Source organism: Pseudomonas fluorescens Q2-87 (genome assembly GCF_000281895.1).
Classification (GTDB): domain Bacteria; phylum Pseudomonadota; class Gammaproteobacteria; order Pseudomonadales; family Pseudomonadaceae; genus Aquipseudomonas; species Aquipseudomonas fluorescens_S.
This window is the reverse complement of the sequence record NZ_CM001558.1, coordinates 1,930,526-1,943,884: the sequence shown is the minus strand read 5'-3', so window position 1 is coordinate 1,943,884 and position 13,359 is coordinate 1,930,526. Positions and strand designations below refer to the sequence as shown.

Annotated in this window: 12 protein-coding genes; 6 read left to right on the top strand and 6 right to left on the bottom strand. The window is 58.7% G+C overall.

Annotated elements, in window-relative coordinates; genetic code table 11:
• Positions 1-15: 15 nt before the first annotated feature.
• From PFLQ2_RS18860 to PFLQ2_RS18880, 5 genes are read right to left on the bottom strand one after another with little or no spacing between them, the layout of a single operon-like run.
• The gene (locus PFLQ2_RS18860) at positions 16-288 is read right to left on the bottom strand and encodes a DUF2160 domain-containing protein (protein WP_003179837.1); all 273 of its coding nucleotides are present in this window, start codon (positions 286-288) and stop codon (positions 16-18) included.
• 10 nt (positions 289-298) lie between these two features.
• Complete coding sequence (locus PFLQ2_RS18865; RefSeq protein ID WP_003179835.1) at positions 299-1,099, bottom strand: carbohydrate ABC transporter permease; 801 nt, start codon at positions 1,097-1,099, stop codon at positions 299-301.
• Positions 1,100-1,109: 10 nt separating this feature from the next.
• Positions 1,110-1,976 (bottom strand): carbohydrate ABC transporter permease, encoded by an 867-nt coding sequence (locus tag PFLQ2_RS18870; protein ID WP_003179834.1) that lies wholly within the window; start codon positions 1,974-1,976, stop codon positions 1,110-1,112.
• Positions 1,973-3,082 carry an ABC transporter ATP-binding protein gene (locus tag PFLQ2_RS18875; RefSeq protein ID WP_003179832.1) on the bottom strand — a complete coding sequence of 370 codons (1,110 nt, stop codon included), beginning with the start codon at positions 3,080-3,082 and terminating at the stop codon, positions 1,973-1,975. Before PFLQ2_RS18875 ends, PFLQ2_RS18870 begins: the two co-directional genes overlap by 4 nt.
• The gene (locus PFLQ2_RS18880) at positions 3,082-4,176 is read right to left on the bottom strand and encodes an ABC transporter ATP-binding protein (RefSeq protein WP_003179831.1); all 1,095 of its coding nucleotides are present in this window, start codon (positions 4,174-4,176) and stop codon (positions 3,082-3,084) included. The genes PFLQ2_RS18875 and PFLQ2_RS18880 overlap by 1 nt, the downstream gene beginning before the upstream one ends.
• A gap of 421 nt (positions 4,177-4,597) precedes the next feature.
• Here PFLQ2_RS18880 and PFLQ2_RS18885 point away from each other — a divergent pair, with 421 nt between their 5' ends.
• Positions 4,598-6,442: a sigma-54-dependent Fis family transcriptional regulator gene (locus PFLQ2_RS18885; RefSeq protein ID WP_003179829.1), complete on the top strand. Its 1,845-nt coding sequence runs from the start codon at positions 4,598-4,600 to the stop codon at positions 6,440-6,442.
• Between the two features lie 278 nt (positions 6,443-6,720).
• Here PFLQ2_RS18885 and PFLQ2_RS18890 read toward each other — a convergent pair whose 3' ends face one another.
• Positions 6,721-7,227: an anti-virulence regulator CigR family protein gene (locus PFLQ2_RS18890; protein ID WP_003179827.1), complete on the bottom strand. Its 507-nt coding sequence runs from the start codon at positions 7,225-7,227 to the stop codon at positions 6,721-6,723.
• A 507-nt stretch (positions 7,228-7,734) separates the two neighbouring features.
• Between PFLQ2_RS18890 and PFLQ2_RS30435 the strand changes: the two genes are divergently transcribed.
• From PFLQ2_RS30435 to PFLQ2_RS18915, 5 genes are read left to right on the top strand one after another with little or no spacing between them, the layout of a single operon-like run.
• Positions 7,735-9,273: a class I adenylate-forming enzyme family protein gene (locus PFLQ2_RS30435; protein WP_003179826.1), complete on the top strand. Its 1,539-nt coding sequence runs from the start codon at positions 7,735-7,737 to the stop codon at positions 9,271-9,273.
• Between the two features lie 18 nt (positions 9,274-9,291).
• Complete coding sequence (locus tag PFLQ2_RS30430; RefSeq protein WP_003179823.1) at positions 9,292-10,323, top strand: hypothetical protein; 1,032 nt, start codon at positions 9,292-9,294, stop codon at positions 10,321-10,323.
• Positions 10,316-11,497 (top strand): acyl-CoA dehydrogenase C-terminal domain protein, encoded by a 1,182-nt coding sequence (locus PFLQ2_RS18905; protein WP_003179821.1) that lies wholly within the window; start codon positions 10,316-10,318, stop codon positions 11,495-11,497. The genes PFLQ2_RS30430 and PFLQ2_RS18905 overlap by 8 nt, the downstream gene beginning before the upstream one ends.
• A gap of 19 nt (positions 11,498-11,516) precedes the next feature.
• Complete coding sequence (locus PFLQ2_RS18910) at positions 11,517-11,903, top strand: ectoine synthase (RefSeq protein ID WP_003179818.1); 387 nt, start codon at positions 11,517-11,519, stop codon at positions 11,901-11,903.
• 38 nt (positions 11,904-11,941) lie between these two features.
• Positions 11,942-13,153 (top strand): MFS transporter, encoded by a 1,212-nt coding sequence (locus tag PFLQ2_RS18915; RefSeq protein ID WP_003179817.1) that lies wholly within the window; start codon positions 11,942-11,944, stop codon positions 13,151-13,153.
• Positions 13,154-13,359: the final 206 nt, after the last annotated feature.

Sequence of the window (13,359 nt, the reverse complement as noted above, 5' to 3'; positions counted from 1 at the left end):
GTCGAACCTTCGCGACTAGCCCCACCGCATCACTGCCAACAGCCACACCAGGGACAACGCGAACGCTATCCAGATGCTCCAGTCGGTAGCGCCGATCACCAACAGGTGCAGGTAGGCGCTACCGAGAAGACCGATAAACAACCGATCGCCACGGGTGGTGACAATCGGCAAGAAACCCCGCCGAGGGATGCTCGGCGAACGCAACTCCCAAGTGGTCATGCCCGCCAGCAACAAGGCAATGACCCCGAAGAATGCCGCCGTAGGGGCGGTCCAGTTCATCCATTCCATCATCGACTCCTCAGACCCGGCCCAGGGCAAAGCCCTTGGCCACGTGGTTGCGAACGAACCAGATCACCAGCATGCCCGGCAGAATGGTCAACACCCCCGCCGCCGCCAGCACCCCCCAATCAATACCCGACGCCGACACGGTACGGGTCATGACCGCCGCGATCGGTTTGGCATTCACCGAGGTGAGCGTGCGGGCGAGCAACAACTCGACCCAGGAGAACATGAAGCAGAAAAACGCTGTGACACCGATGCCCGAGCCAATCAACGGAACGAAGATCTTCACGAAGAACTTGGGGAAACTGTAGCCGTCAATGTAGGCGGTCTCGTCAATTTCTTTCGGCACCCCGGACATGAAGCCTTCCAGGATCCACACCGCCAACGGCACGTTGAACAGACAGTGGGCCAACGCCACGGCGATATGGGTATCGAACAGGCCGATGGACGAATACAGCTGGAAGAACGGCAGCAGGAACACCGCCGGTGGCGCCATGCGGTTGGTCAACAGCCAGAAGAACAGGTGCTTGTCGCCGAGGAACCGGTAGCGGGAAAACGCATAGGCCGCCGGCAGCGCCACGCCCAGGGAAATCACCGTGTTCAGGCTCACGTAATACAGCGAGTTCAAATACCCGGTGTACCAGCTCGGGTCCGTGAAGATCACCTTGTAGTTGTGGAAGGTAAAATCCGCCGGCCACAGCGTCAGGCTGCCGAGGATTTCGGTGTTGCTCTTGAACGACATGTTCAGCAGCCAGTAGATAGGCACCAGCAGGAACAGAATGTAGATCAGCAGCGGAATCAGCTTTCTCTTGCTCATCGTGCGGGCCTCAACGGTTGGCGTCGGAGTGCGTCATGGCGGTGTAGAACAGCCATGACACCAACAGAATGATCAGGAAGTAGACCAGGGAAAACGCCGCCGCCGGACCCAGGTCGAATTGACCGATGGCCATCTGCGTCAGGGTCTGGCTGAGGAACGTGGTGGCGTTGCCCGGCCCGCCGCCGGTCAGCACGAACGGCTCGGTGTAGATCATGAAGCTGTCCATGAAGCGCAGCATCACGGCGATCAACAGCACGCTTTTCATCTTCGGCAACTGGATGTGACGGAACACCGCCCAGCTGGACGCCCGGTCGATCCGCGCCGCTTGATAGTAGACATCCGGAATCGCCCGCAGCCCTGAATAGCACAGCAGCGCCACCAGTGAAGTCCAGTGCCATACGTCCATCACCAACACGGTGACCCAGGCGTCCATGGTGTTGGCCGCATAGTTGTAGTTAATGCCCAGGCCATTAAGCGTAGAGCCCAGCAGCCCGATGTCGGCGCGACCGAAAATCTGCCAGATGGTGCCCACCACGTTCCACGGAATCAGCAGTGGGATGGCGAGGATGATCAGCACCAGCGACGACCATTTGCCCTTGGTCGGCATGGTCAGGGCGATGGCGATACCCAGGGGAATCTCGATCAGCAACACGCACGCCGAGTAGATGAACTGGCGCAACAGAGAATCGTGCAAGCGTGGGTCAAGCAGCACCTGTTTGTACCAGTCGGCGCCGACGAAATAACGGCTGGACTGATCGAAGATGTCCTGCACCGAATAGTTGACCACGGTCATCATCGGGATCACGGCGCTGAAGGCCACCAGCAGGAACACCGGCAGCACCAGCCACCAGGCCTTGTTGTTCTGCACCTTATTCATGGCTGTACCTCGCTCAACGGTTCCAGCAAGTATTCATCGGCATAAACCATCAGCCATTGAGCCGGAAAGCTGATGTACGCAGTGCCTTCGGGCACCGGCTTGTCTTCGGCCAGGCGTACCTTCAGCGGTGCGCCGTCGAGGTTGAGGGTCAGGATCTTGTAGGTGCCCAAGTCTTCGACGTGGACAACATCGGCGCGCAACGCGTCGTCGTAGGGGCCGTCCCAGACATGGACGAACTCCGGACGAATGCCGACCTTCAGGCTTTTGCCTTCGGCTTCGGCGACGCGTCGCAGCAGGCTGTCGGACAGCGGCAAGTGAGTCGAGGCGAAGCCGACGCCACCGGGTTGCGCGGTGACCTCGATCAGGTTCATGCCCGGACTGCCGATGAAATAGCCGACAAAGGTGTGGCTCGGGCGCTCGAACAGATCCCGCGGCGTACCGAACTGCACGATCTGGCCGCCGTACATCACCGCAATTTTGTCGGCGAAGGTGGAGGCCTCCAACTGGTCGTGGGTGACGTAGACCATGGTGATGTTGAACTGCTCGTGGATCTGCTTGAGCTTGCGCCGCAGTTTCCATTTCAGGTGCGGGTCGATCACCGTCAGCGGTTCATCGAAGAGGATCGCCGACACGTCGTCGCGCACCAGCCCACGGCCCATGGAAACTTTCTGTTTTTCATCGGCGGTGAGGTTGCGGGCTTTTTTATCCAGCAAATTCTGCAGGTCGAGGACCTCGGCGATTTCCTGCACCTTGGTGTGAATCCTGGCCTCGGCCATGCCCTGGTTGCGCAGTGGAAATGCCAGGTTATCGAACACCGTCATGGTGTCGTAGACCACCGGGAACTGGAACACCTGTGCGATGTTGCGCCGCTCCGGGGTCAGCTCGTTGACCACTTTGCTGTCGAACATCACCTGCCCTTCGGAAGGGCTGAGCAGTCCGGAAATGATATTGAGCAAGGTGGATTTGCCGCAGCCCGAAGGCCCGAGCAACGCATAGGCGCCGCCCTGTTCCCAGATGTGGTTCATCTCGCGAATCGCGTAATCCTCAGGGCCCGCCGGGGTGCTGGTGTAGCTGTGGGCAAGGTTCTGCAAACGTATTTCGGCCATCAGGCAACCCTCGCAATACGCAGGCCCGGGGCCTGGACCAGCTTGCCTTGGGCATCGAAGACAAACAGTTTGTGAGTCGGAATGTAGATGCGAATCGGCGCGTCCACGTCGTACTCATGCACCCCGGGCAAATGCAGCACCAACAGGAAATGCTCGTTGCGCACGTGCAGGAACGTCTCCGAACCGCTGATCTCGGCCACTTCGACGGTCACCGCCAGTTCGAGGTCGTCGTCGTTGCTCGGCACCAGCGAGATATGACTGGGACGCACACCAAAGCGGAACTCACCCTCGCCCACCGGACGCAAATCGACGTTGAGAGGGAAGTGCACGAAATTGGCGAAGCTCACTTCATTGCCGGCAATGCGCCCCGGCATGAGGTTGATCGGCGGCTCGGAAAACAGCTCGGCGGCCAGCACGGTTTGCGGCTGGTGATACACCGAGGACGACTTGCCGCTCTGGATCACTCGGCCTTCGTGAAGAATCGTGGTCGTACCGCCCAAAGCCAAGGCCTCGTTGGGCTCGGTGGTGGCGTACACGGCAATGGTGTGGCGGGCCTGGAACAGCTCGCGCATTTCCTGGCGCAGTTCTTCGCGCAGCTTGTAGTCCAGGTTCACTAGCGGCTCGTCGAACAGGATCAGTTCGGCATCCTTGACCAGGGCCCGGGCCATGGCCGTGCGTTGCTGCTGGCCGCCGGACAATTCCAATGGATGACGCTTGAGGAATTTCTCGATCCGCAGCATCCGGGCGGTTTCCAGCACCTTGCTCTGGATCACCTCGTCGGACACACCGGCCTGGCGCAGTGGCGAGGCAATGTTTTCGAAAACGGTCATGGTCGGGTAGTTGATGAACTGCTGATAAACCATCGACACATTGCGCAACCGCACCGGGCGGTTGGTGACATCGACGCCGTTCATCAGGATGCGGCCGCTGTCGGGCTTGTCCAGTCCGGCCATCAGCCGCATGAGGCTGGTCTTGCCGGACAGGGTGCGGCCCAACAGGACGTTGAAGGATCCGGGTTCGAAACTCAGATTGGCATCGTCGATCCAGGTCTGGCCTTCGACGGTGCGACAGATGTGCTCAAGCTTTAATGACATGGCTCGGCCTTTTTATTATTTGGAGTCAAGCGACCCGAGCTAGAAAGCGAAAGGCGTGCCAGAAATTACAAGCTATTGATCTGCTTTGTTTTTACTTTTTATGAAGGGAAAAATGGGTTCATTGATGAACAGAAGTGAACAGCCGCGAATGAACAACTGAACAATGAACAGGTTGACAATGAACAATTTTGAACAACACTGAATGAACGTTTTCGGCAGCCTGATGATGACTTTGTGGGAGCGGGCTTGCTCGCGAATGCAGTGGATCAGCAGCATTGATGTTCACTGACACACCGCATTCGCGAGCAAGCCCGCTCCCACCCGTTCTGTGTGTATTAAGTGGTATTCAGGCCTGCCCCAGCACAAGGAGTCTGTGCGAGACTGGACACAACAATAAAAACAGCACCTGCGAGAGTGCCCCATGGCCGCACCTGCTCCAGCCTTGTCCCACGAGGCCATCATCCAGGCTTCCTGGTCCCGCTGCCGCGCCTTTGGCCTGAGCCATCAGAGCGTGCCTTCATTTGACCAGTTGCCCGCCGACGGCGTCGCCCAGTTGCTGGAAAGCCAGCATTCATTGGTGCAGACCACCCACCAGGAAGTCTTGCCGTATTACGAAAACATCCTGAGCAATTCCAACTGCCTGATCATGCTCGCCGACAACCAGGGCCAGGTGCTGACCTCCTGGGGCACCCAGCGCTTCATCGAACCGCGACTGGCCCACGGCTTCAGCGCCGGGGCGAGCTGGATGGAACGCAGCACGGGCACCAACGCCATCGGCACTGCGCTGGCTTGTGAACAGGCGGTGCACATCGAACACGATGAACATTTCCTCAAGGCCAACCGTTTCATGACCGGCTCTGCGGCGCCGATCTTCGATGCCGAGCGCAAGGTCATCGCGGTGCTGGACGTCTCCAGCGACAGCTACCTGCCGCCGTCCCACACCCTGGGCATGGTCAAGATGATGAGCCAGACCGTGGAGAATCGGCTGATCCTCAACCTGTTTCGCGGTGAACATTTCCAACTGACCTTCAACACCGGATTGAACAACCTCGACAGTCAGTGGGCCGGCCTGCTGGTCTTCGATGAGAGTGGCCAAGTACTTTCCGCCAACCGCCGGGCGGACAACCTGCTGGGCCTTAGCCTGTCGCGGGTCAGCATCGAAAGCCTGTTCAAGGTTTCGCTACTGGAACTGTTGAACCAACCCGACGGCCTGCCGTTTGCCCTGCAAGCGTCCGGAAATAATCGTTTCCAGTGTTTGCTCCGGCGTCCGAGCCAAGTGTCGATCAAGGCGCGGATTTTCACCGAAACACCGCCCTCACCTGCCCCGGCGAATAATGCTATCAGCCTCAACACGCTGCACTTGGGTGACAGCCGCGTGGAAAAAGCCGTACGCCAGGCCGAGCGTTTGCTGGAAAAAGACATCCCGCTGCTGATCCACGGCGAGACCGGCGTCGGCAAGGAAGTCTTCGTCAAAGCCCTGCACCAGGCCAGTTCCCGCTGTAAACAGGCTTTCATCGCGGTCAACTGCGCGGCAATCCCCGCCGAGCTGGTGGAATCGGAACTGTTCGGTTACGAAAAAGGCGCCTTCACCGGCGCCAACCAAAAGGGCAGCATCGGCCTGATCCGCAAGGCGGACCGTGGCACGCTGTTTCTCGACGAGATCGGCGACATGCCCCTGCCCACCCAGGCCCGATTGCTGCGGGTGTTGCAGGAACGTTGCGTGCAACCGGTGGGCAGCGCCGAGCTGTTCCCGGTGGACATCCGCATCATCTCCGCCACTAACCGCTCGCTGCGCGAACAGGTGCAACTGGGCCGGTTTCGCGAAGACCTGTACTACCGCATCGGCGGCCTGACCCTGGAACTGCCACCGCTGCGCGAACGCAGCGACAAACAGGCCCTGTTCAAACGCCTCTGGGAACACCATCGCGAACCGACCCAGTGGGCCGGCCTGAGCCGCGAAGTGCTGGACCTGTTCGAACGCCATCCGTGGCCGGGCAACCTGCGCCAGGTCAGTAGCGTGCTGCAAGTGGCGCTGGCGATGGCCGAGGAACAGCCGATCCGCCCGGAACACCTGCCCGACGACTTCTTTGTCGACCTGGAAATGGAACCGATGGAAACACCCGAGCCGCTGGCGGTGGACCTGAACGACGCCGAGGACCTCAACCGTCAGTTGCAAGCAGTGGGCGGGAACATTTCGCACCTGGCGCGACGGCTGGGAGTCAGCCGCAATACGCTGTACAAACGCCTGCGGCAACTGGAAAGCTGATCCTGACACCGGAGGAAAATGTGGGAGCGAGCTTGCTCGCGAAGGCGTCGGGTCAGCCAACCTCAATGTTGAATGACCGACCGCTTTCGCGAGCAAGCTAGCTCCCACAGGGGATCTCTGGTGAACACGGCACCTGAGAACAACCCGGAAAAAATGTGGGAGCGAGCTTGCTCGCGAAGGCGTCGGGTCAGCCAACATCAATGTTGAATGACCGGCCGCTTTCGCGAGCAAGCTAGCTCCCACAGGCGTTTCGCTTAACTGACTGGCATTACTCCGAATTAGTCGAACGCACCGTTGAGCACTTCATAGATGATGCCGCTGGCGATCGCCACCAGGATCAGGTCCGTGCCGACCTGCTGCCATTCATAACCGTCATAGTGCGGCAACCGCCCCAGCAGCCGCCCATCAAGCTTCTTGGCGATGCCCGGCGGCAACGGCTTGCCCCGTGCCAGGTTTTTCTGAATTCCCGGCGGCAACGCTGGGCCGGGGCTCCAATAATCGCGATAACCGCCAATCACACCCAGGATGCCGCCACGGTCGAGGCTCGGGCCGTTATGCCAATCGCCGCCACCCTGGTTTCCCTTGCCGCCCTGATTGCCCTTGTTACCGGGGTTTCCTTGTCCGCCCTTGTTGCCTTGCCCGCCTTTACCTCCGTGCCCTTGACCCGGGCCTTGATCGAATTGGGCGTTGCCCTTGCCGTTGCCCGGGTCCGCTACGACAACCTCGGAACCCGCCACCAGGGCGAGGCAGGTAAAAGCTGCAATCAACGAGCGTGATCTGAACATGGTAGTGCCCTCAAGAAAAGGGATATCCCCCCTGTCAATGTAGACGATCAGCACGGTCATGGGTTCGTGCAGCCGCAACCACGGGTACAAGGCTCACGCACCGAGGCAACACTCACTTTCCATCAATGCTCGGGCCTGCAGGGCTTCAAGTATATTCCTACTTAGGTTGAAGGTTTGTATTTAGGTAATTTCCCACACCTTTACAGACTTATAATACTGTCACGATACCGTGACAAAATCCTTGCGCCAGAACGGCCCGACACGCTTGACAGTCAAACTTCTGAATGGAACTATCAGGCCAACTTCAAGCTATAGCTTGATCATGGACGGCAATAAAAATAATAAGGAGATCACGCGTATGCCGCCTCTCGGCACCCCAATGCCTATCGCCTCTACATACTCTTCTCGATCGCACAGGTATATATCTGTTCTCGCCTATGCGTATCGCCGCCCCGGTGAACCATCGATTCAATTGAAATATCAGGCAATTATTGCAAGGGATCGCTGATGCCTCTTTTTCATCATTTTTTTGAGAACAACGCCTGCCGTACGCCTGCCAAATCAGCACTGGTGATCGACGGTGTCCATACCCGGTATGACGCCTTGGAAAAGCGCGCCACATTGATCGCCGCCGTGTTGATCAAGTACGGCGTCAAGCGCGGCGACCGTGTGGCCCTGTACTCGCGGATCAGCGCGGACCTGATCGCGGCTTTTCTGGGCGTGTTGAAAATAGGCGCAATCACTGCCGCGACGCACCCCACCTACAACCGCAGCAAACTGCTGTATCAACTGGAGCACACCGATGCCCGGGTATTGCTCACTGATCGCCATGAGGATTCAGGGGCGCTGGCCTCGGCGGCGAACCTGGACACAATCCTCGTGTTTGGTGCGAGCCAGATCCTCCCGGCGGACGCATCCAGCCTCGAGAGAGCCCTGGAAACATTGACTCCAGAAGACCTGGAACAACCGCTTCCCATTATCAACGAGCGCCTGCCAACCTCGATCTTCTATACCTCCGGATCCACCTTCAACCCCAAGGGCGTGGTGGTCAACCACCCCATCATGATCGCGGCAGCCACCAGCGTGATCGATTACCTGGGCAATACCGCCAACGATGTCATCCTCAGTTATTCAACCCTGGCTTCCGACTACGGCGTCTACAACATCATGATGCCGTTGTTCTTTGGCGGCACTGCGGTGATCGAGAGCCAACCCGCGCACTGTGCGGACGACGTGCTCGAAGTGATCAGACGGGAACAGGTGACCGGCCTGCATGTCTTCCCACCGGTATTTTTCCTGCTGGCAAGCATGGGCGAACATTGGCAACGGCAATTACCCTCACTTCGTTATATCTCCAGCAGTGGCCAACCGCTTTACCCACGGCACATTCAACAAATAAGACAGGCACTTCCCAACGTCGACATCTTTTCCAACTACGGTCTTACCGAATGCAAGCGAGTCAGTTATCTGCCGCCCGCCGATATTGCACGGTACCCCGGCTCGGTAGGCAAACCGCTTAAAGGCTTGTATGCCGTGATCGTTAACGAACATGATGAGCCGATTACACAACCGGAAGTGGTCGGCGAACTTCTAGTGAGCAGCGACTATTTGATGCTGGAATATTGGAAGATGCCTGAAGAGACAGACAAGGCATTCAAATACGACTGTTTCGGCCGGGACAGGTATTACCGGACCGGCGACTTCTTCCGGAGGGACGCGCAAGGTTATCTGTACTACGTTTGCCGGAAAGACGACCTGTTTGCCCGCAACCTCTGGAAAGTGAACCCCCGGGAAATCGAACAATGCCTGGCGTCCCACCCCTCGGTCGCACAGGTTGTGGTAGTCCCCGTCGCCGACGAGTCCGCCGGGTTTGTCCCCAAGGCTTGCGTCGTACTGGAAGCTGATTGCCAGGACACAACAGAGCAGATGCTGTTGGAGCACTGCCAGGCATCGCTGGACTGGCACATGGTGCCAACCCAATACGTATTCATGGATGCGTTGCCGAAAACCGACTCGGGAAAAATCACCGCCAATGGACTGATCTGATATCAGGGAGCGATAAAAATGGACGTTACACAGCCGGCGATTTCTTTCAGCCCGGACGAAGACCTGAAAAGCAGCTCGATGCTGCATCTGGCCGATCACTTCCATCGCCTGGCCACGGGTGCGACCCAGGTTCCGGCGCAGTCGTTGACCAGCCATCTGCGGCACACCATGGCCGATACCGATGTCGTGGCCTACCACGACCAACTGGTGGCGGACGCCGGCCCTCTGTTCCTGCATTTCCTGGCGAGCGTTCCGTACATCCTGGAAGAGATGGCGAGAGTCGGCGTCGCCCTCACGCGGCTCTCACTAGCCCGGCAGGCCACTGAGCCCCGCCCCTTCAGTTTTTTCGAGATTGATGCCTTTGACGGCAGCAATGGGCGCGCACTCGCCGCGCATTCCCGGGGCTTGATCAACACCTTCACCACCTCACCCAACAAAGCCAACCAATCTCACTTCGACCGGCATGCCGACCCGGCGCGCTCCCTGTTCTATCCCCAGTCGTTCCTGACCCTGCAATCCCGACTGTTCACTGAAGAGCCTTACGGGCGATTCAAGGAAGGGTTTGACTACGTCTATGAAACCGCGGCCTTCCAGTTTTATACCCGCGACCGCAAAGCCCAGGTCAATCACATCAAGCCATTGCTGAAACCCGGCGCCCTGGTGTTTTTTCTTGAAAAGCTCAACCACGAGGATGTCGGGCAGTACCTGGAGCGTGAGCGGATGAAAGACAACTGCTTCAAGACACGTTATTTCACTCAAGAAGAGATCGACTGGAAACGCCAACAGATGCTGGAGCAAATGCAAAACGGCCAAGTGCTGATGCACGAGCTCGTCGAAGCGCTATCCAGTCATTTCAAACACGTCTACCTGCTGTGGAACAGTACGAATTTCTATGAGTTCGTTGCCACGGACGATGGGGCCCGACTCGAGCAATTCCTCAACGTGCTGGGCCCGAGCCACCAACCTGAAGGGTTTTGCTTCGAGGCTCGCGCCATAGGCTATGTGAATTGCGCCCCGCGGTCGCACGTAGAGGAACGCGCCGATGCTTGAGAATGACAGGCACAGCCTCGACGGGGCGATCCGACCAACGCCAGTAGAGCGGGTTCGACAGCGCCTGGCAGGCTGGCAGCAGCGCGCGGCCGATGCCGAGCAGAACCGAACATTGAGCCAGGCGACATTCGACGAGTTATTCGACGATGGGTTGCTTGAACTGGTCTCCCCTCGCCGTGAGCCCTTGGACACGCCCGGCTGGCCCGTGCTGATGGAAGCCTCCCGACTGGCCGCCCGCGCGTGCGCCTCGACGGCCTGGATGATCAGCCTGGTGGGGGGGCATGCTGCCATTGCGGGCCGCCTGAGCCGGGCATGCCAGCACCGGTTGTTCGCGAATGGTCGGCCGCAGCTATTTGCTTCCGCATCGGTCGGTCCCCACAGTCGGTTATTGCCGGACGCGGACGGTACTAGAGTCAACGGCACCTGGCGCTTCAGCTCGGGTATCGAACAAGCCACTTGGTTATTGCTCAATGCGCCCGTGACCGATCACGACGGCACGCCCGGTTCAGAACGGATGCTGGTGGTGGTGTCGACCCGCGACGTGGAAATACTGGATACGTGGGACACCTGCGGCATGGCGGCCACGGGTTCGCACGATGTGTTGCTGCGCAATGTCCTGGTGCCCGCCGAACAGGTCTTCCGCCTGGAAGACATTTTCGCGCACCGGACAAGCGAATTACCCGGCGACTACTTGTACAGCGTACCGATCGTGCCTTTTATCACCACGTCCCTTCTCGGGCCCGTGCTGGGCTGTGCCGAAGGGGCCTATGCCAGTTATATCGAATCGCTGAGACAGCAGAAAATCCCGGCACCGGCCAGGGAACGGCTGGCCCATAGCGCCGCGCAACTGTCCGCGGCGACGGCCTTGTACACGACGCTGGTGTCCATGCTGCATGAATCCGGTCAGACACGACGGTCGCTGTCCATGGACGAACTGCTGCGGCTCAAGCGTGATCGCAGCTACGTGGCGCGGCTTTGTCTTCAAGCCATCCAGCGCCTGGTCGAACATGCGGGCGCCTCGTCCATGACCCGCGATAACACGCTTCACCATCAATGGCGCGACCTACAGGCCATGGTGGCACACCGTGACGTCCATTGGGACAGTGCCATGTTGGGCTACGCCGACTTTGTCCTCGATGCGCCGGCCTGCCCCCATGCACTGATCACGCCGTAACACCACCAAGGAGACAGGCATGTTTGTTCGCAATAAATCCGACATCGAAAAAACCGCCCACTTCGTCGAGTGGGGAGCCGGCACCAGCCATCGGTTGCTGACTGAAAAAGACGGCATGGGCTACACCGTGTGCCATACCGTGGTGCGCGCCGGGACAGAGTCATTGCTGCACTATCGCAACCACCTCGAGGCCTGCTATTGCATTGCCGGTGAGGGTGAAATCGAAGACATGGAGGGCAACGTGTACCCGATTCGCCCCGGCGATATCTATGTACTTGACCAGCATGACCGCCATTACCTGCGTGGTGGAAAAGACCAGGATCTGATTCTGGTCAGCGTCTTCAATCCGCCTCTGAAGGGCGATGAGCGACACAACCTCAATGACGCGTCCGGCTCTGCCTATTGAGCATCAACCGGCTCCCCGTTCCTCGACACGAGAACACTATGCGCAAGGATTACCTGGCCTTTTTCACCTCAATGTTTCTCTCCCGGCTGGCCGACCAGATACTGCTGTTCATCGTCCCGCTGATTGTGTTCCAGACCACCAACAGCGTGTCCTGGGCGGGCCTGGCCTTCTTCGTCGAATCCTTGCCGCGCTACTTGTCGTTCCCGATCTGCGGCGCGCTGTGCGATAAGTTCTCGCCCATCCGTATCCTGCACATCAGCCAGGTCTATCGCGCCGTGGCGTGTGTCGCGGCGGTGGTCTTGTACACGATCTTTGGCGGCATCTACTGGATCGTGGCCCTCTCGGCACTGTGTGGCGTACTGACCACCCAGGGCATCATGGCCCGGGAAGTGGTGATGCCTTACATCTTCAAGCACTACACCTACACCAAGACCCTGTCTTACTCGCAAATTGCCGATCAGACCGGATTGGTACTGGGCCCACTGATCGCCGCGCTGATGCTCGAGGTGTGGGCGTGGCACTGGGTGGTATTGGCGATTGCCGGGCTGTTCCTATTGGCGGACCTGACGATGCTGTACTGGCAGCGCACCAGTTCGGTCACCCTGGAAACGTTCGAGCAACATCGCGATCTCTGGCTCAACCCGTTGCGCATCGCTTTCGGCCATATCCGTAACCTGGCGGAACTGAAGAAGGTCATCAGTCTGGCAGTGGGCGTCAACTTGATCATTGGTGTCACCCTCGCCACTTCGGCGGCCATGGTCATCGGCCAATACGGCGCCGGTAAGGATTATTACGCCGGCGTGCAGGCAGCCGGTGCCGTGACCACCATCGTCATTCTGTTTTTCCTGGCGCGGGTCACGCTGCCCATGAAATTGCTGGGAATCCTGTCGTACACGTTGATTGTCGCTGGTGCGTTCATCACGGCGTTCAGCCCCCACGCATGGGGCTATGTGGTCGGCCTCCTGCTGGTCGTCGGCTTCGACAAGATGTTCAACGTGTACATGCGCAGCATCCGCCAACAAATCATTCCGCCCCAGGATTTCGGCAAGACGGTAGGTGTCATTACGCTGCTCAACAACCTGTCCCAACCGTTGGCAGGCCTGCTGGTCGCAGTGTTGGCCGCACCCATCGGCACACAACAGGTGATTTTGCTGCTGGCCTTCGCCACCAGCCTGATCGGCATTGCCGTGGTCGTCGTGTTTAAAAAAGCGACACCCGCACCGGCAGCCTATGGAATCGATTCAGAGTAATCGATGTTGGCATCCAGAATGCCGGGGTGCCCGGAAAAACAATGGTTCGAAGGGGTCAGTTTGTATTATCAGTGACTTATCGTTGAGGCATGGTGGTCATGTTGCCCGGCATTGTTGAGCGTCTATCTCGGCGGTTTTGGCTAGTAGACCCACCATTCGTCGCTTGTTAAATATTGGGCTCGATAGGCGGCCATGCCTGGCTCAGG